This is a genomic window from Microbulbifer pacificus, from assembly GCF_002959965.1.
In the GTDB taxonomy this organism is placed as follows: Bacteria; Pseudomonadota; Gammaproteobacteria; order Pseudomonadales; family Cellvibrionaceae; genus Microbulbifer; species Microbulbifer pacificus_A.
In genome coordinates, this window is sequence record NZ_PREV01000027.1 from 1394776 (window position 1) to 1413928 (window position 19153).

The 19153-nt window shown below is 56.5% G+C and carries 17 protein-coding genes and 4 tRNA genes; 4 read left to right on the forward strand and 17 right to left on the reverse strand.

What is annotated here, in order from left to right:
- Positions 1-15: 15 nt before the first annotated feature.
- Positions 16-444 (reverse strand): organic hydroperoxide resistance protein, encoded by a 429-nt coding sequence (locus tag C3938_RS16635; protein WP_105104329.1) that lies wholly within the window; start codon positions 442-444, stop codon positions 16-18.
- A 121-nt stretch (positions 445-565) separates the two neighbouring features.
- Here C3938_RS16635 and C3938_RS16640 point away from each other — a divergent pair, with 121 nt between their 5' ends.
- On the forward strand, positions 566-1411 hold the full coding sequence (locus C3938_RS16640; protein ID WP_105104330.1) for an AraC family transcriptional regulator: 846 nt from the start codon (positions 566-568) through the stop codon (positions 1409-1411).
- A 550-nt stretch (positions 1412-1961) separates the two neighbouring features.
- On the opposite strand, the gene C3938_RS16650 is transcribed toward C3938_RS16640, so the two are convergent.
- The 12 genes from C3938_RS16650 to C3938_RS16705 all read right to left on the reverse strand — a co-directional run bounded on the left by C3938_RS16650 (position 1962) and on the right by C3938_RS16705 (position 11285).
- Complete coding sequence (locus C3938_RS16650) at positions 1962-2549, reverse strand: hypothetical protein (protein WP_158681747.1); 588 nt, start codon at positions 2547-2549, stop codon at positions 1962-1964.
- 32 nt (positions 2550-2581) lie between these two features.
- The gene (locus C3938_RS16655) at positions 2582-2953 is read right to left on the reverse strand and encodes a winged helix-turn-helix domain-containing protein (protein WP_158681748.1); all 372 of its coding nucleotides are present in this window, start codon (positions 2951-2953) and stop codon (positions 2582-2584) included.
- A 220-nt stretch (positions 2954-3173) separates the two neighbouring features.
- Positions 3174-3250 (reverse strand) — tRNA-Pro (locus tag C3938_RS16660).
- 128 nt (positions 3251-3378) lie between these two features.
- Entirely contained in the window at positions 3379-3744 is a 366-nt protein-coding gene (locus C3938_RS16665; protein ID WP_105104334.1) for a MerR family transcriptional regulator, read from the reverse strand.
- Positions 3725-4030, reverse strand: coding sequence for an integration host factor subunit alpha (ihfA, locus tag C3938_RS16670; RefSeq protein WP_010131375.1), 306 nt, complete (start codon positions 4028-4030; stop codon positions 3725-3727). The genes C3938_RS16665 and ihfA overlap by 20 nt, the downstream gene beginning before the upstream one ends.
- A gap of 131 nt (positions 4031-4161) precedes the next feature.
- Positions 4162-6546, reverse strand: coding sequence for a phenylalanine--tRNA ligase subunit beta (gene pheT, locus C3938_RS16675; protein ID WP_105104335.1), 2385 nt, complete (start codon positions 6544-6546; stop codon positions 4162-4164).
- Positions 6547-6625: 79 nt separating this feature from the next.
- Entirely contained in the window at positions 6626-7639 is a 1014-nt protein-coding gene (gene pheS / locus C3938_RS16680; RefSeq protein ID WP_105104336.1) for a phenylalanine--tRNA ligase subunit alpha, read from the reverse strand.
- 196 nt (positions 7640-7835) lie between these two features.
- A complete protein-coding gene (rplT, locus tag C3938_RS16685) occupies positions 7836-8195 on the reverse strand; it encodes a 50S ribosomal protein L20 (RefSeq protein WP_010131381.1) in 360 nt (119 codons plus the stop codon).
- Between the two features lie 38 nt (positions 8196-8233).
- A complete protein-coding gene (gene rpmI, locus C3938_RS16690) occupies positions 8234-8428 on the reverse strand; it encodes a 50S ribosomal protein L35 (protein ID WP_105104586.1) in 195 nt (64 codons plus the stop codon).
- Positions 8429-8569: 141 nt separating this feature from the next.
- A complete protein-coding gene (infC, locus tag C3938_RS16695) occupies positions 8570-9097 on the reverse strand; it encodes a translation initiation factor IF-3 (RefSeq protein ID WP_105104337.1) in 528 nt (175 codons plus the stop codon).
- 55 nt (positions 9098-9152) lie between these two features.
- Entirely contained in the window at positions 9153-11087 is a 1935-nt protein-coding gene (gene thrS / locus C3938_RS16700) for a threonine--tRNA ligase (RefSeq protein WP_105104338.1), read from the reverse strand.
- Between the two features lie 121 nt (positions 11088-11208).
- Positions 11209-11285 (reverse strand) — tRNA-Val (locus tag C3938_RS16705).
- Between the two features lie 324 nt (positions 11286-11609).
- Between C3938_RS16705 and C3938_RS16710 the strand changes: the two genes are divergently transcribed.
- The gene (locus tag C3938_RS16710; protein ID WP_158681749.1) at positions 11610-12590 is read left to right on the forward strand and encodes a DMT family transporter; all 981 of its coding nucleotides are present in this window, start codon (positions 11610-11612) and stop codon (positions 12588-12590) included.
- Positions 12591-12601: 11 nt separating this feature from the next.
- On the opposite strand, the gene uvrB is transcribed toward C3938_RS16710, so the two are convergent.
- On the reverse strand, positions 12602-14620 hold the full coding sequence (gene uvrB, locus C3938_RS16715) for an excinuclease ABC subunit UvrB (protein ID WP_199775639.1): 2019 nt from the start codon (positions 14618-14620) through the stop codon (positions 12602-12604).
- Between the two features lie 232 nt (positions 14621-14852).
- Between uvrB and C3938_RS16720 the strand changes: the two genes are divergently transcribed.
- A tRNA-Asn gene (locus C3938_RS16720) sits at positions 14853-14928 on the forward strand.
- Between the two features lie 77 nt (positions 14929-15005).
- Positions 15006-15081, forward strand: a tRNA-Asn gene (locus tag C3938_RS16725).
- A gap of 125 nt (positions 15082-15206) precedes the next feature.
- Here C3938_RS16725 and C3938_RS16730 read toward each other — a convergent pair.
- The 3 genes from C3938_RS16730 to C3938_RS16740 form a co-directional block, all read right to left on the reverse strand.
- Complete coding sequence (locus tag C3938_RS16730; RefSeq protein ID WP_105104341.1) at positions 15207-17198, reverse strand: polysaccharide biosynthesis protein; 1992 nt, start codon at positions 17196-17198, stop codon at positions 15207-15209.
- Between the two features lie 93 nt (positions 17199-17291).
- Complete coding sequence (locus C3938_RS16735; RefSeq protein ID WP_158681750.1) at positions 17292-18239, reverse strand: MraY family glycosyltransferase; 948 nt, start codon at positions 18237-18239, stop codon at positions 17292-17294.
- Entirely contained in the window at positions 18185-19120 is a 936-nt protein-coding gene (locus C3938_RS16740; protein ID WP_105104343.1) for an NAD-dependent epimerase/dehydratase family protein, read from the reverse strand. Before C3938_RS16740 ends, C3938_RS16735 begins: the two co-directional genes overlap by 55 nt.
- Positions 19121-19153 lie beyond the last annotated feature (33 nt).

The window sequence follows — 19153 nt, forward strand, 5'->3', positions numbered from 1 at the left end:
GGTGAGGCTCTCCGATTAATCAACCAGGGTGAGCGTTACGTCGATATTGCCGCGTGTGGCGTTGGAGTAAGGACAGACAATGTGTGCCTTATTCACGAGCGCCTGCGCTTCTTCACGGGCCAGGCCGGGCAGTGAAATCTTCAGCTCGACTTCGATCCCGAAGCCCGTCGGAATCTGGCCGATGCCCACTCTTCCGGTGATTTTCGTTGACGCTGGGAGAGGTGTTTTTTCCATTGCCGCCACATGTTTCAGCGCTCCCAGGAAACAGGCCGAATAGCCCGCGGCAAACAGCTGCTCCGGATTAGTACCGGGACCACCGGCGCCGCCCAGTGCTCGCGGGGTCGACAGTTGCACGTCGAGCGCATTGTCAGAGGATACAGAGCGGCCTTCACGACCTCCGGTTGAGGTTGCTTCAGCGGTGTACAGGATTTTTTCGATAGACATTTTGTGACTCCTCGGTTTAGTTGCGCGGCTTTTGGCTCAACCGCTACCGGGATGCACTTTACGTCCATATACTGGACGCAGTATCACAATTAGTCCTGAAAAGTTAACCAGGAGTACTAAAATGGTCGATCGCTTGGCCGCCCTGCTGGACCACTTCTCGATAACCGCGCAGGTATTCCATACCGGCGCGCTCTGTGGAATCAATGATCTGGACGGTGATGCCGGATATGGACAGATCCATCTGATCCGGGAAGGTGCGGTGGAAGTTCGCCATCACGGGCGCACAACCCGGATCACAGAACCCAGCCTCTTGTTCTATCCACGCCCGCTGGCCCATCGCTTCATTACCGACCCCGAGCGCGGTGCGGACTTCGCATGCGCCAATCTCAGCTTTGATGGCGGTCTGAACAATCCACTGGCCAACGCCCTTCCCCCGTTCGTGTGCCTGCCACTCTCTGCACTTCCAGGTTCAGGCCCCGTACTCGATCTTCTGTTTGAGGAAGCGTTCAGCCAAAACTGCGGGCGCCAGACAGTCCTTAACCGGTTATTCGAAGTGGTCTTGATCCAGGTCGTGCGCTATTTGATGGAAGAAGGCGAAACCAAACTCGGCTTACTCGCCGGTCTGGCCCACACCCGGCTTCGCGGCGCACTCGTGGCCATGCACGAGAACCCCGAGCACAACTGGTCGCTCGCCGAGCTCGCCGATCGCGCCGGCATGTCGCGCAGCTTGTTTGCCAGTACCTTCAAGGAGACCATCGGCGAAACGCCGGGCAGTTATCTACAGAGGTGGCGCATCGCCGTCGCCAAGCAAGCGTTAAAACAAGGGCTGCCGTTAAAGCTGATTGCCGGTGACGTCGGCTACGGAAGTGAAGCGGCCCTGTCACGCGCATTCAAGACCAGCGAAGGCTGTACGCCTCGGGAATGGCTAAAAGCTACCGGTCCCGAAAATAAGCCGGATGAAATGTGATACGAAATATTCAGTGCCACAAATGCCTTAAAAACCTGACGACGCTGCCCCTCGACCGTTGAAAACGCTCAGTGTCGGATACCAATAGCGGAAGTGTAGTGGTCTTCCGATCTGGTCCGAGCGCGTGGTCAGTGACGATGCATTGCGGGCAATGATCCGCAAGCTCCGAGAGGCCCTCAGTCACAGCGCCAGAAGTCCCCACCATATCCGCACCGCCCCCATGAAAGGCTATGCACTGATCACCGAGGTAACCCCAGTTTCCCCCGCGAATCCCCAGAGTAAACCTCTCCGCCGACAACACTGGTTTCCTATTTCTGTGGGACTTTTGGCCGTGGGACTCCTCGCCGCTATCGTCGGGCTGTTCCCGTCTTTGAGTAGCCAGGATGAACCGATTGGACAAATCGAGCTTCTTACCCGGATGAGAGGCTCGGAGGTAAGCCCCGACTACAACCCAGCAGAGAATCGACTGATCTTTTCCCACCGCGGCAACAAGGATGATTTTCTCCAGTTTTACGTGAAGGACCTGAATACACAGGCCTCTGTAACGACTCTACAGATTTTTCAGAAGTATCTGTGCGAGGTCATTCTCCAACTTAATCATAGTAAAATTGCGGTATTCCTTCCCGCGCCGATAAAGCAGCTGCAACAGATGGAATTGATCAGTGGAGTTTTCACACTCAAAATAGACTTTAAAAGATTCCGGTTTGAGCCCGTGCTTTAGCAGTATGGCGGTGGCCTGCACCAGAGACTGAGTATCCCGCCAATGGACAAATGCCGACAGGCGGTCTTTCACCACGTCTTCTACGAGCAGAATCGGGATTTGGCCAGTCGGAAGATCAACTGTAGTGGTCTGCTGCACCAATTCATCACCGATCGAAAGCGGTGCTGAGGGAAATTCCACGGTAATGTCGGTAGTGGGGTTCGCGAACACTCTGCCCTTTTTGTGGAATCCCAGCTCTTCCATTGCTTTGCACAACGCTGCCGGCGGCTGATAGCTGATGTCGACCATGTCGATATCTTTGGTGAGATAAAGGTTTTCGGTATAAATCTCCACGGCTAACCCTCCCACCAATACAACCTCAACACCATGCCCCGACAGATGCCGGGCAATGATTACGGCAAGTTCAGTGATACTCACCCGACTGAAATCTTGCATCTGATTTGACGCGCTCAATCTTCTGCGCCCGGTTTAGTGGTCCGAACAATTTCCAGCGATTTCCCGGCTTGGCGGGGACGAGTGCGCTGAATCAGCAACTGATTACGCACTTGTACCGGGTATGCTGCTACCGCTGCTTTTAGCAAAGCCTTGAGCGGTTCGAGAAATGGATAGCGCGGATTTAATTGGTAACTGCGAACCTTACCGATTAATTGGCTAATAACCACGCCATCCTCCTCCAGGCGTGCCAGCTGCTTCTGGACTGGATTGGTGGGAATTGCATAGAAATCAGCTATTTCCTTGCTATAGCCACTCTCCCTCAATAAGAGATAAAGCAACGCCTTTTCCTGCGTTTCCGCCCTTAGCAAACCTTTGAGTATGAACATGGAACCTCCAACCATACCAAAATATAGCCAATATAGTTCATATTTTGGTAAATATAAACCAATAGTTGAATCATAGGATTGGGCGCAAAAATATCGCAACACAACGCTAAGCAAATGCTTTACGCGCATGATGAAAAAAGAGAGGAATGGACTCAAATTTGAGAGACAAAAAAGCCCGCGTAAATGCGGGCTTTTGAGCCGTTGATATACAACGTAAATATGGTCGGAGTAGCCAGATTTGAACTGACGACCCCCACACCCCCAGTGTGGTGCGCTACCAGGCTGCGCTATACTCCGACAATTTTGAAATCAGGCCGGTGAAAATCACCTAAGTGCTTGATTTATAAGGGGCATCGCTTGGCGATGAGGCGCAAATCATACCGAAGTACCGGGGGATTGCAAGTCCGATTTTTGCCTTTTTTGAATCAGGCGTCAGCCGCCAATAATTCAAGCACACCTTCCAACTCGGCGATCATTTGCGGGATCACCTGCTGCATGTGCACGGTTTGCACTTTGTCAGAATTTCCGGTTTCCATCTGCAGGCGGGCGCCGCCGATGGTGTAGCCCTCCTCGTACAGGAGCGCGCGGATCTGACGGATCAGGATGACATCCTGGTGCTGGTAATAGCGTCGGTTGCCGCGACGTTTTACCGGGCTGAGCTGCGGAAACTCCTGCTCCCAGTAGCGTAATACGTGTGGTTTTACCGCACACAGCTCGCTGACCTCACCGATGGTGAAATAGCGTTTCCCCGGGATTACGGGGAGTTCGCTGTTATGACTCGCTTCCAGCATCTTCTTCTACTCGTGCCTTGAGTTTTTGCCCTGGCTTGAAGGTAACCACCCTTCTTGCGGATATGGGGATTTCTTCGCCAGTTTTGGGATTCCTTCCCGGGCGCTGGCTTTTGTCACGCAGATCGAAATTGCCAAACCCCGACAGTTTGACCTGCTCGTTATTTTCTAGCGCGTTGCGGATTTCCTCGAAAAAAAATTCGACGATTTCCTTGGCTTCGCGTTTGTTGAAACCCAGCTCTTCGTACAACTTCTCGGCGAGCCCGGCCTTGGTCAGTGCCTCTGTCATTGGTTCCTGCCCAACAGATTCAGAGACGTCGACTCCCGGTTTTTAAGCCTGGTACCGCGTTGGCTTGTAACCCGGAGGCATACGCTCTCGGGATACGCTCGTCAGTGTGCGTACCCCGGAGCATTGACCGGTTAGCGCAGACTGGCGTTGTATTTTTGTTCCAGTTGACGGACGACCGCTTCTACAGCGGCATTGATTTCTTCGTCAGTAAGGGTGCGCGAGGGATGCTGAAAGGTCAAGCCCATCGCGACACTTTTTCTATTAAAATCAATGCCTTTGCCCTGGTAGACGTCAAAAATGTTGAAGTCTGTCAAAAATTCGCCAGCGGCTTCAACGGCGGTCTGAGCAAGTTCCCCGACCGGGGTTTCCGCGTCCGCCAGTACCGCCAGGTCACGGCGCACTTCAGGGAACCTGGACAACGGCGAGAATGACGGAATCACCGCCTGCCCCAGACCGTCCAGGCTGAGCTCGAACAGGTAGGTGGACTTGGGCAGGTCGTAGGCCTGTTGCAGCTGCGGGTGCAGCGCGCCGATGTAACCCACCGCCACGCCCTTGCGCAGGACCTGGGCGCACTGCCCAGGGTGCAGCGCAGAGTGCCTGGCCGGGACGAAGCTGAACTCGGCACCGGCATCGTAGTGCGCCAGCAGAGCTTCCACGTCGGCCTTGATGTCGAAGAAGTCCACCAGATCCCTGGTACCTGCCCAGCCTTCCGGCTGGCGAGTGCCGTAGATCAGGCCGGCGATCATGCGCTCCTGCTTGAGCTCGGCCAGCGACTGACCGGGTACGAAACGCAGGCCGGCTTCAAACAGGCGCAGGCGGTCCTGCTGGCGGTTGAGGTTGTATTGCAGGGCTTTGACCAGGCCCGCCATCAGTGTCGAGCGCATGACGGAGAGCTCGGCGCTGATGGGGTTCTGCAGGGCCACCGGGGTCACTTCCGGGTCGAAGCGCGCAGCGGTGTCGCGGTCGATGAAACTGAAGGTGATGGCCTCTTGATAGCCACGCGCAAGCAGGGTCTGCTCAAGGCGGGACTGGGCCACCGCGGCTTCCGCGCGCGGCACGATATCCAGGGCCGCATTGAAGCTCACGCTGGGAATGCGGTTGTAGCCGTACACCCGCGCCAGCTCTTCCAACAGGTCTGCCTCGATGGAGATATCGAAGCGGAAGCTCGGCACCAGGAAGCTCCAGCCCTCTTCGCTCTCGGAAAGCTTTTCAAGGCCCAGACGGGTGAGGATCTCGACGATCTCGCTGTCTGCCAGGTCGATACCGAGGCCGGTTTTCACCCGTGCGCGGCGCAGGGTAATGCGGCGCTCGGCGGGCATGGCTTCAGTCGCTTCACGCAGGTGAACCGGGCCCGGCTCACCGCCGACGATATCCAGCAGCAGCTGGGTAGCGCGCTCGATGGCTTTCTCCTGCAGACGGTAGTCCACGCCGCGCTCGAAGCGGTGGGAGGAATCCGTGTGCAGGCCATAGGAGCGGGCCTTGCCGGCGATCGCCAGCGGGCTGAAGAAGGCGCTCTCGAGGAAGATATCCTTGGTGCTTTCGGTCACGGAGGAATCGAGGCCACCCATGATGCCGGCGATGGCCAGCGGACCATTTTCGTCGGCGATCAGCAGGGTGTCGGCTTTCAGCTCTACTTCCTGCTCGTCCAGCAGAGTAAGCTTCTCGCCCTGCTCTGCCATACGCACCCGGATGCCGCCACTCAGTTTGGCGAGGTCGAAGGCATGCATGGGCTGGCCGAGTTCCAGCAGTACATAGTTGGTGACATCCACCACCGGGTCGATGGAGCGCAGGCCGCTGCGGCGCAGGCGTTCCTGCATCCACAGCGGGGTGGCGGCAGTGATATCGATATTGCGGATGATACGGCCTACATAGCGCGGGCAGGCATCTTCTGCCATCAGCGAGACCGGGAAACTGTCGTCGATGGTGGGGGCCACCGGCTCGATGGCTGGCTCGGTGACGGCGCAGCGGTTCAGCACGCCTACTTCGCGGGCGATGCCGGCAACACCGAGGCAGTCGGAGCGGTTGGGGGTCAGGTCCACTTCGATGGCGCTGTCATCCAGCAGCAGGTATTCGCGCAGGTCGGCGCCAGTGGGCGCATCGGCCGGCAGCTCCCAGATACCGTCGTTGTCGGTGCCCAGTTCCAGCTCGGTCTGCGCACACAGCATGCCGAAGCTCTCGACGCCGCGCAGTTTGGCTTTTTTGATTTTGAAATCGCCGGGCAGCGCCGCGCCCACCAGGGCGAACGGGATCTTGATGCCGACACGCGCATTGGGGGCGCCGCACACCACCTGCATTTCCCCTTCGGGGTGGCCTTTTACCTTGCAAACACGCAGCTTGTCGGCATCCGGGTGCTGTTCACAGGCGACGATTTCACCCACCACCACACCGGAAAAATCGCCGGCGACCGGTTCCACGGCGTCCACTTCCAGACCCGCCATGGTGATCTGGTCGGCCAGCTGTTGTGCGGTCAGGTCCGGGTTTACCCACTCCCGTAACCATGCATTGCTGAATTTCATAATCGTTCTCTAATTCTGAATTCTGTTTTGCGCTTTGCGCGGTTCACCTGCTCGGCAGGCTCCTACATGGTGGATTCGGTCAGAACTGCTTCAGGAAGCGCAGGTCGTTGTCGAAGAACAGGCGCAGGTCGTTTACGCCATAGCGCAGCATTGCCATGCGCTCTACGCCGAGACCGAAGGCAAAACCGGAGTATTTTTCGCTGTCGATATCGCAGGAGGCCAATACATTCGGGTGCACCATGCCGCAGCCGAGAATTTCCAGCCAGCCGGTACCGGAGCACACGCGACAGCCTTCACCACCACAGTTGGTGCACTGGATATCCGCCTCGGCAGAGGGCTCGGTGAACGGGAAGTAGGACGGGCGGAACCGCACCGGTACATCGGCTTCGAAGAAGGCCTTCAGGAACTGGTCGATACAGCCTTTCAGGTGCGCGAAACTCACACCCTCATCCACTACCAGGCCTTCCACCTGATGGAACATGGGCGAGTGGGTGACGTCGGAATCACAGCGATACACGCGGCCCGGGCAAATGATGCGCAGCGGCGGGTTCGTTTTCTCCATGGTACGGATCTGCACGGATGAGGTGTGCGTACGCAGGACCGTGGTGGGGTCGATGTAGAAGGTATCGTGCATCGCGCGCGCCGGGTGGTGCGCCGGAATATTCAGGGCTTCAAAGTTGTAATAGTCCCCTTCCACTTCGGGGCCCTGCTCTACGGAGAAGCCGAGGCGCTGGAAAATTTCTTCGATGCGGCGCAGGGTGCGGGTAATGGGGTGCATGCTGCCCTGGTGTTCACCGCGGCCCGGCAGGGTGACGTCGATGGTCTCCTTGGCCAGTTTTTCTTCGATGGCCGCCTTTTCCATCCCCTCGCGGCGTGCATTGATGGCGTCCTGCACCTGCTGCTTGGCTTCGTTAATTTTGGCGCCCGCCGCCGGGCGCTCTTCGGCGGACAGTTTGCCGAGGCCCTTCAGCAGCTCGGTGATCGAGCCTTTCTTACCCAGGTAATCTACCCGCACCTGATCCAGGGCCGCCAGGTCTCCGGCCTCTTCTACCAGTGCCAGCGCCTGCTCGGTGAGGGACTGCAATTCTTGCATTGAAATCTTCTCGTTGTGATCAATGAGTGACAAGGTCTGTTTATCCGCTACCGATGATACTCACCGACGCGTTTGGAATTCTTGTGGCGCTCGTCAAAAAGCGCACATAAAAAAATAGGGAAGGGCCGAACAGCCCTTCCCTATTCTTAAAGCACAAATCTGCCCTTGCGGGGCGGATTTATTCTGCAGGCGCTAATTAAGCTGCCAGGGCTGCCTTGGCTTTTTCAACTACGGCAGCAAAAGCGGCTTTGTCGTATACCGCCAGATCAGCCAGAACACGGCGATCCAGAGCGATATCCGCCTTCTTCAGGCCGGCAATCAGTCGGCTGTAGCTCAGGCCTTCAGCACGGGACTGGGCGTTGATACGCGTGATCCACAGAGCGCGGAAGTTACGCTTCTTAACGCGACGGTCGCGGTAAGCGTACTGACCAGCTTTGATGACTGCCTGCTTGGCTACGCGGAATACACGTGAACGTGCACCGTAGTAACCTTTAGCCTGCTTCAGAATTTTCTTGTGACTGCGACGCGCCACTACACCACGTTTAACACGGGCCATACTTCTATCCTCTTAAACCTTTGCGAATGGTGCCAGTGTTATCTGGCGCGCATCATACGATCGACCAGGGTGGCATCAGACTTGTTCAGAGTCGAGGTGCCGCGCAGCTGACGCTTACGCTTGGTGGTCATCTTGGTGAGGATGTGGCTCTTGTTCGCGTGCTTGTGCTTGTAGCCCGCAGCCGTCTTTTTGAAGCGCTTGGCAGCGCCACTGTGTACTTTTGCTTTCGGCATTTTGTACTCCAAATTGAATATTGACCCACAAATGGGTTTTGTTAACTGGCCGCAGGCCGGAGCCTGCGACTGAACAGGAGTGAGAAGGCAGCCGTCGCCCGATCACATCCCGAAAAGAAGACCCAGAGTTACCCCTGGAGCTTACTTTTTCTTTTTACCGGGAGCGATGACCATGATCATCTGGCGGCCTTCCAGTTTCGGCCGCTGCTCCACGGTACCCAGCTCCTCGAGATCTTTCTCGATGCGCTGCATCATTTCCATTCCCAGCTCCTGGTGGGCCATTTCACGGCCACGGAAGCGCAGGGATACTTTCGCCTTGTCGCCGTCTTCCAGGAAGCGGGTCAGGGCGCGCAGCTTGATGTTGTAGTCCCCGATATCAGTACCGGGGCGGAATTTCATTTCCTTGATCTGCTGCTGCTTTTGTTTCTTCTTGGCCGCATTCTTGGCTTTCTTGGCCTCGAATACATGCTTCCCGTAGTCCATGATTTTACAGACGATGGGATCTGAGTCCGGAGCGATTTCCACGAGATCCAGGCTGGCTTTCTGCGCTGCTTCCAGCGCCTCATCCAGAGAAACAACACCTACCTGTTCACCATCCGCACCGATCAGACGTACTTCGGCTGCTTCGATCTGATCATTGATACGGGCCTTCTTGGACCGTCCTTTCATTTCTCGGTTAATAACTCTCGTCTCCGGTTACCCAAAAAAAATGTCTCTGGGGCGCTTATTCTTGCGCGCCCGCAATAGACGAACGGCCGCGGCGAGCGACATCCTCGCGAAGGAGCTCAAGGAACGACTCGTAAGTCATGGTTCCGAGGTCTTCTCCGCTGCGGGTGCGCACGGCGACCGTCTGGTTTTCTACTTCCTTATCGCCGATGACCAGCAGATAAGGGACACGCTGGAGCGTGTGCTCGCGGATTTTAAAGCCGATCTTCTCGTTTCTCAAGTCAGCGGCGGCGCGGAAACCTTCTGCACCCAACTTGGACTCGAGTCCACGGCAGTATTCGGATTGGCGATCGGTGATATTCAGCACCGCCACCTGCTGGGGAGCCAGCCAAGTCGGGAAGGCGCCCTCGTAGTTTTCGATCAGAATGCCGATAAAGCGCTCGAACGACCCGAGAGTCGCGCGGTGCAGCATGACCGGCGCCTGACGCGAGCCATCTTCCGCGACATACTGAGCACCGAGACGGCCCGGCATGGAAAAATCCACCTGGATGGTGCCGCACTGCCATACACGACCGAGGCAATCCTTGAGGGAGAACTCGATCTTGGGTCCGTAGAAGGCACCCTCGCCCGGCAGCTCTTCCCACGGAAGACCCGCCGCATCCAGCGCATCCGCCAGCGCCTTCTCCGCCTTGTCCCAGCTTTCGTCGGAGCCGACGCGCTGTTCCGGACGGGTAGATAAACGATAGATCACTTCCTCGAAACCGAAGTCTTTGTACACTGCGTGCAGCAGGTCCATGAACTCGGACACTTCGGACTGAATCTGGTCTTCGCTACAGAAGATGTGGCCGTCGTCCTGCACAAAGCCGCGCACACGCATCAGGCCATGCAGGGAGCCGGAGGGCTCGGCACGGTGACAGGAACCAAATTCTGCCAGGCGAAGCGGCAGGTCGCGGTAGCTGCGCAGGCCCTGGTTGAACACCTGCACGTGGCAGGGGCAGTTCATGGGCTTGATCGCAAACTGACGCTCTTCACTGGTCAGAGTGAACATGCCATCGGCGAATTTTTCCGCGTGGCCGGACTTCTGCCACAGGGAAATGTCCACCAGCTGCGGGGTCTTGATCTCTTTATAGCCGCGCTCGCGCTGGCGGTTGCGCATGTACTGCTCAATGGTGCTGTACACGGTCCAGCCATTCGGGTGCCAGAACACCATACCCGGCGCCTCTTCCTGGATATGGAACAGGTCGAACTTCTTCGCCAACTTGCGGTGGTCGCGCTTTTCCGCTTCCGCAATGCGGTGCAGGTAGGCATTCAGATCTTTCTTGCTGGCCCACGCGGTACCGTACACACGGGTCAGCATTTCGTTTTTGGCATCGCCGCGCCAGTAGGCACCCGCCACCTTGGTGAGCTTGAACGCCTTCAATTTACCGGTAGACGGTACGTGCGGACCACGACACAGGTCCTCGAAGTCGCCCTGGCGATACAGGGAGATGTCCTCATTGGAGGGAATACTGGCGATGATTTCCGCCTTGTACTCTTCCCCCAACTCACGGAAATACTTGACGGCCTCATCCCGTGGCAGCAGGCGACGACTGACCGGAATATCTTCCTTGGCCAGCTCTTCCATACGCGCTTCGATCTTCTCGAGATCTTCCGGGGTAAATTGGCGCTCGTAGGCAAAATCGTAATAGAAACCGTCTTCAATGACCGGTCCGATGGTGACCTGAGCACTCGGATACAGCTGCTTGACCGCCTGGGCCAGCAGGTGCGCGGTGGAGTGACGGATGACTTCCAGCCCCTCTGGCTGGCGATCGGTCACGATCGCGAGATTCACGTCGTGATCGATCACAAAACTGGTATCCACATCCCTGCCGTCAACCACGCCAGCGAGCGCGGCTTTCGCCAGGCCGGGACCAATATCATTGGCAACGTCGTATACGGAGACAGGAGCGGAGAATTCGCGACGGGAACCGTCTGGGAGGGTGACAACAGGCATTGCACGTCCTTTTCTATCAGTGGCGATCCCTACGAAAGACCGCGTGATTCACAGTGGTGATATGTGGGCATGAAGCCCAAAGCGAGCCAGATCAAACTTGCCGAAAAAGCTCACAGGAAAATGGTAGACCCAAGCAGACTCGAACTGCTGACCTCTGCCATGTCAAGGCAGCGCTCTAACCAACTGAGCTATGGGTCTGGAGAGTAGCAGACTGAGGGAGCCCCCCCGCTGCAGAGGACGCGAACTTTAGCACCGGGTTTTAGGCAAATCAACAACTTAGGAGGGATTTTTTGCTCGCCACTGGCATGGAACTGAGTTCACGCAATGCAATGCCTTCCTCCCATCAGGCACTGGCACATTGAGAGAAGCTCCTCCCCCGGCAAACCTGTTACCCTAACACCCCATTATCGAGCCGGGCCAATAAAATCCTGACCGTCAATACCGGCAGTCAGGCCGCACCCGCACACAGGAAGTACAAAAAGGATGTTACGCAAACGGAGGAGCGAGACAGGCGATTCGCGCTTGAGCACCCTCTTTCACCGCTTTCTGGACAACGGCTACTTGCTGGCGCTGATCGCAGCAGCGCTGTTTTCCATCAAGGCCATTTTTATCAAGCTCGCCTACCAGTATCAGGTGGATGTCGACACATTTATTCTGCTGCGCATGCTGATGGCACTACCCTTCTATCTGCTGATCGTGGCGCAACTCAAACGCGGATATGAATGGCGTCCCGTTTCCACCCGCAACGGACTGCTGGCGGCGACACTGGGGATCTGCGCCTACTATGTGGCGAGTTTTCTGGATTTGCAGGGGTTGCGCTATATCAGTGCCAATTTCGAGCGCCTGATTATTTACCTGTACCCGACGCTGGTACTGTGTCTCGGCTGGGTTTTTCTCGGCAGAAGAATCTCACTGCGGCAACTGATCTGCATCCTTTGCGCTTATGCGGGCATTCTGCTGATCTTCTGGCAGGACCAGCACTTTGATACTGGCGTCGCCGCGCCCGACTGGATTGCACTGCGCCCCGCCAGCTGGGGAGCCCTGCTGACCTTCGGCAGCGCCCTCGCCTTTTCCATCTACGTGGCATTCAGCGAAAACCTGATCAAGGCGCTCGGCAGCCGGCAGTTCACGGCACTTGCGATGATTGCGGCGAGCGCCGCCATTTGCCTGCACTTTCTGCTCAAGGGAGATTGGGAGCGACTGCTGCAACCGTGGCCGGTCTATGGTTACGCCCTCACTGTCGCTTTTGTATGTACGGTCATCCCATCACTGATGATGAGCGCCGCGATTCAGAGCGTCGGCGCGGCAACGACCGGTGCGATTGGCACCACAGGGCCGATAGTGACCCTGCTTACCGCTGCCTGGGTGCTTGGAGAGCCCTTTGGCATCATGCACCTGGTGGGCATGGGTATCATTATCGGCAGCCTGCTGCTGTTGAAAAAGGCCCCGGCGAAACAGAGCGATTCGGCACCTGTATCGCCGGCACCACCGGCAAAAACATGACGGCAACCCTGTTATGACAGATCGCCGGGCTCCTTGAGCCTGGCGATCTCGTCGCGCAACCGCGCCGCTGCCTCAAATTCGAGATTTTTGGCATGGTTGTACATCTGCTCTTCCAACTCCTCGATGCGCGCCCAGCGCTGCTGCTCCGTAAGCGGTTTTTTATCCGCTTTATAGTCAGCGCCTTTCTCCGCCACCTTGCGTCGCCCGCGTGCGGGCACTCCGGGCGCGATCGCGCCCTCGAGAATATCCGCAACACTTTTGCGAATACCTTTCGGGGTGATGCCGTGTTCGGCGTTGTGGGCCAGCTGTTTTTCCCGGCGGCGCTCGGTTTCCTCCAGCGCCCGCTGCATGGAATCGGTAATCTTGTCCGCATACAGGATCGCCCTGCCCTCAAGGTTTCGCGCAGCACGCCCGATGGTCTGGATAAGGGAGCGGTCGGAGCGCAGGAAACCCTCTTTGTCGGCATCGAAAATGGCCACCAGGGAAACTTCCGGCATATCCAGCCCCTCCCGCAGCAGGTTGATTCCCACCAGCACATCGAATTCACCGATACGCAGGTCGCGAATGATCTCCACCCGTTCCACGGTGTCGATATCCGAGTGCAGGTAGCGCACCCGCACGTTATTTTCCCGCAGATATTCGGTCAGATCTTCCGCCATACGTTTGGTCAGAACGGTAATCAGTACACGCTGATCGGCGGCGACACAGCGGCGAATTTCCGACAGCGTGTCATCCACCTGGGTGGCCGCGGGGCGCACTTCCACCAGCGGATCTACAAGACCGGTGGGGCGCACCACCTGCTCCACTACCGCACCGGCGTGCTCGCCTTCGTACTTGCCCGGTGTGGCAGACACGAAAATGGTCTGCGGTGACAGTTGCTCCCACTCTTCAAATTTCAGCGGCCGGTTATCCAGTGCCGATGGCAGGCGGAAACCGTACTCCACCAGCGTCTCCTTGCGCGAGCGGTCACCGCGGTACATGCCGCCAATCTGCGGCACGGTGACGTGGCTCTCGTCAATAAACAGGAGTGCGTCGTGTGGCAGGTAGTCGAACAGGGTGGGGGGCGGCTGGCCGGCGTCACGTCCGGATAGATAGCGGGAATAGTTTTCTACCCCATTGCAATAACCCAGCTCCTGCATCATTTCCAGGTCGTAGCGGGTACGCTGCTCCAGGCGCTGGGCCTCCAGCAGCTTGCTGTTTTCCCGCAACTGCTCCAGGCGCTCCTTCAGTTCCTCTTTGATCCTGTCGATAGCTTCGAGAATCGTCTCCCTTGGCGTCACATAGTGGGACTTCGGGAAAATGGTGATACGTGGCACCTTCTGCAGCACTTCGCCGGTCAGCGGGTCGAACAGCGTGATCTCTTCAATCTCCTCGTCGAACAGCGACAGGCGCACCGCTTCCAGATCCGAGTCCGCCGGATAAATATCGATGATGTCCCCGCGTACCCTGTAGGTCGCGCGGCGGAAGTCGGCATCGTTGCGGGTGTACTGAAGCTCGGCGAGGCGGCGCAGAATGGTGCGCTGATCGACGATATCCCCACGGTCCAGATGCAGCACCATCTTCAGATACTTGTCGGGATCACCCAGACCATAGATGGCGGAGACCGTCGCGACGACGATGACATCCTTGCGCTCGATCAGCGCTTTGGTCGCAGACAGCCGCATCTGCTCAATGTGCTCGTTGACCGACGCGTCCTTCTCAATGAAGGTATCGGATGAAGGCACATAGGCCTCCGGCTGGTAGTAGTCGTAATAGGAAACAAAATATTCCACCGCATTGCGCGGAAAAAACTCCTTCAACTCCCCATACAACTGTGCCGCCAGCGTTTTGTTGTGTGCCATTACGATAGCCGGCCGCTGCAACCGCTCTATCACATTGGCCATGGTGAAAGTTTTACCTGAGCCGGTCACCCCGAGCAGGGTCTGATGCGCCAGGCCATCATGGATGCCTTCCACCAGCGCCTCAATGGCAGCCGGTTGATCACCCGCGGGGGCGTATTTGCTGGCAACTTCAAACGGTCTGGATTCCATCATATTCACCTGAACTGTCCACGCCCGATAACGGGCACACGCGAACGGGAAATTGTAGGCGCTAAGTCCCCGGCGGGACAAACCGCCATTCGTGGCGGCGCAGAGAACAGAATATAAACACTGTAAAATCAATGAGTTATTTTTGTATAAAGAGGGTTGACCTCCCCTGAGGGGCTCTATAAGATACGCGCCATCTGAACGAGACCTCAAATAGAGACCGGTCAGACACCATTCCGCCTTAGCTCAGTTGGTAGAGCAAATGACTGTTAATCATTGGGTCGCTGGTTCGAGCCCAGCAGGCGGAGCCAAACAAAGAAACCTCGCAGCCGGTTAAGGGTGCGAGGTTTTTCTTTAGAGTGGACAGAATAACCACTTAAAAAACTATTCCGCCTTAGCTCAGTTGGTAGAGCAAATGACTGTTAATCATTGGGTCGCTGGTTCGAGCCCAGCAGGCGGAGCCAAACAAAAAGCCCCGCACCTGAAAAGGTGCGGGGCTTTTTTATTCCGCAGATAAATCATCAGGAATAAGCAGCTGCAGCAAAATCCCTGCAGTCTACAATCTACAGGGATCAACGATATTAAAGAATCACACCTCCGGGACTTCCCCGGTAATCCGCTGCCCGCGTCTCTGCGCAGCAATCGGCAAGCGTTTGACTTCAGCATTCCCAGTGGGCACCGAAACGTCACCGCCCTGCTCTGAAGCTTGAGCCCACACCGTATCAATCAACTGCTGCTTCGGCGTGTAATCTTTTACCGACTCTATCAGCAAACGATGAACAGCCACTGCGTCCTGGCGAATGCAGGCTTCTTTCAATTCACCAATAAACAACTGCAGCCGCTCACTGGGCAACCGCTCCTCCTCCGCGCGCATGATCATGGGATGATCGGTGCCCGCCACCTTGTCTCCCAATAGCAGCTCTTCATAGAGCTTTTCTCCGGGGCGCAGCCCGGTGATCTGTATTTCAATATCTCCGTCGGGGTTGGCGTCATCGCGTACGGTGTGCCCCATGATCTGAATCAAACGTCGGGCAATATCGAGGATGCGCACAGGCTCCCCCATATCCAACACAAAAACCTCTCCCTTACGCCCCATACTGCCGGCCTGCAATACCAGCTGTGCGGCTTCGGGAATGGTCATAAAGTAGCGAGTCACCTTGGGATGAGTAACCGTAACCGGACCGCCGGCATTGATCTGATCAGTGAATAACGGAATAACCGAGCCAGAGGAACCAAGCACATTCCCAAAGCGCACCATACAAACCCGGGTGCGGCCAAAACGCCGTCCGAAATCCTGACAAATCAGCTCAGCCAGCCGCTTGGTCGCCCCCATCACATTGGTCGGGCGTACTGCTTTGTCGGTAGAAACCAGTACAAACTGCTCAACACCGAAGGCTTCCGCCGCCTCCAACACCGACAGGGTACCGAGAACATTGTTCTCAGCACCCACGACCACATTGTGCTCAACCAGAGGAACATGCTTGTATGCTGCGGCGTGGTATATGGTGTGCACATTGAAGGACTGGATAATCTCAGCCATACGGGTGCGATTGCGTACATCCCCCAGCAATGCCGTCACTTCGACTCGAAGATTTTCGTCCTGCTGCTGCTGTCGTAACTCACGTTCAATCTGGTAAAGGGAAAACTCAGAGCTTTCAACCATAATCAGCTTGGCTGGCTCCCATTGCAAAATCTGGCGACAGAGTTCAGAGCCGATGGAACCACCAGCACCGGTAACCAGAACCACCTTGCCAGCGATGGAAGCCGAAATCAGTTCCTTCTGAGGTTCTACCGGTGCACGCCCGAGAATATTTTCATAAATCTGGGAAACATCAGAAACCCGGCCGGCACTATCCACCAACTCCTCCATACCGGGAATCACCTTAACAACAACACCGCGCTCCCGCAGGCTGCGGGTAATCTCTCTCCGACGACGCTTGGGAACACCGGGCATCGCCAGCAAAACTTCCGAAATATCCCGCTCTGCAATGACGTCAAGGATATTCGCAGGGCTATAGACCAGCACACCGTCAATCAACGTATTCTGCTTGGAGGCGTTATCGTCAAAAAAAGCGACGGTTTTATACATCTCGCCGTGAATCAATCCTTTATACAGCTGTAATCCCGCAGTTCCGGCACCATAGATCGCAACACGGGTTTTGTGTATCTCCAGCGCCATCTGATAGTAGATGCGCACCAGCCAGCGCGAGCCACCAACCGCAATCAGGGCAAAACACCAGTAAATGACAGGCACTGAACGGGGCACACCGGCATAGGTAAGATAAGAGGCCACGGCAAGAACGACCGCGGATGCGGTTACCCCCTGAAGCACAGCCACAATGGCCTGCTGCCCCATATAACGGATTACCGTGCGGTAAAGTCCCAGGCGAAGGAAGATAAAGCTGCTGGATATCAACGTCAGGCCAAGGCACAACGCCATAGTCTGCTCTGTGATGAGCCCCGCCCCATTGAATCTGATTGTCATTGCCAACAGAAATGCTGCTGTCAGCATCAACAGGTCGTAAAACAACATCAGCACTGGCTTGTAGTTTTTTTGAGCGGCCTTGTAAAAGCGCTTCACCGTTCCCCCAATGTATTCCCCTGTCGGATCTTCATGATCCGCCCCCACACAAGTACTACCGGACCTTCCGCTGGAATCGCGCCAGGAATATACCTAAATTACGCCGGATACTATCAACAAAACCGCCGCGGCGGACGTGCACAGCATCACAGACAATTCCAAATACAAGACGGATTTCACACCGAACTTCAAGGCTGCACGCTGGTATAAGTGCTGTCGATGTGCTTCCCACCAGCGCTCCCTCCTGACCATACGGATCATCAACGTCAGAGTGGCATCGAACCAGAAAGGCAGAAAAATCAGAAGTGGAACCGCCAGGCTGAAAACGCCCTGCTGCCACCCGGCAATACCGACGCTGAATACCGCCAGCCCGATCACCGTCGAGCCGGCATCCCCCATGAAAATCCGCGCCCGCGGCCAATTGTAATACAGGAATATGGCGCTACTTAGCGCAAGCAAAAAGCAGATTCCCGCCAACTCCCCAGCGCCTCGCAACGAGCAAATCCCCCCCAGGGCGACGAACCCGATACTGGTCATACCTCCGGCAAATCCGTCCATTCCATCCATAAAGTTGTACAGATTGACGATCCAGACACCGGTAATTACAACAGGCACCCACAGCAGCCAATGCGCCAACTCCGGAACCTGTGAGATCGCCAGCAAAGAAACGGACACCAGTTGTGCCACAAAGCGAAGCCGAGCACTCAGAGAGCACAGGTCGTCCACCACAGACACGGACAACAACAAGAGAAATGCCACGACGACACCGGCGGATAAATCGACTCCGGCGGCAAGAACCCCCGCGGCAACTCCGGCCAGAATTGCCCAGCCGCCAGTGCGGGGGACAGGCACCTCGTGAAGTGAGCGATGGTTAGGGGTGTCCAGCGCAAATTGCCGCAAGCGGGTAAGCAGCAGCCACATTACCGAAGTGGTGACACCTGCGGATATTACTAGCGGCCCCCACCACGATTGCATAAGAGCCCCCATCACTCCCCCCTCAAAAATTCGCCGTATCGCGCCCGTGGCCGCCAGGAAAGGCACGCTTTAAGCCGCTCCGCACTATAAAGCTCACTTCTCAGCACATCAAGAAAAGCTGCCTTAATGCCAAATGCTGACAATATGTAAAAGGGGAGCATCAGAAGAGCTCCGCCAATGTGGCTACTTTTTATACGCCGCCCACTCACCGCAGAACTGATCGCAGCCAAATCATAGTAAGCAGGCTCGGATACGATAAAGACCTCCCGGTTACACAAGCGCTCCTCCAACAAGAAAACCGCCGTCAACAGCTCCTCCAGAGCCACAACACTGCGATACCCGGTAGCGGGCACAATCGGAAGGAAACCAATCAGCCGCTTTATTCGTCCTCCCCAACCAGAAGCATGGCTGGATCGCCCCCTGCCTTCATTCTCATCCACACCACGCCTGTATTCTCCATAAACGGCGGCAGGCCGCAGGACGTTGACACGCACCCTCCCCGAACATGACAGCAACAACTGCTCTGCTCGCCATTTGCTGAGCCCATAGGGGTCCGCGGCTGGCTCACCCGCCTCTTCTCCCGCCACCTTTCCGCACGGTGCTTTCCTCGCCTTGACGCTGGAAAAATACAAAAAACTGTCGGCTCCGGCCCCATTCGCCAACTTGAGAAGCGCTGCTGGTAATTGACAGTTGAGCCAATCTGCCAAGTCAGGCTTCCGCCGGCACTCAGAAATACTCGCCAGGCCAGCCGCATATACGATCTTGTCACCAGGCGCGAAAAGTCCGCGGAATCCCGACTCCGTATACTCAGCAATCTGATGATGCTCGCTACCTGCAGGCCCCACATTACGACGAGAGAGCGAAAGCACCGGCAACCCCCGGTCAATCAGGTAACGACACAAGGCGGAGCCTATATATCCTGAACTGCCTATAATCACCCACCGCATATATTGGATCGCCACCTATTCGCGAATATTCAA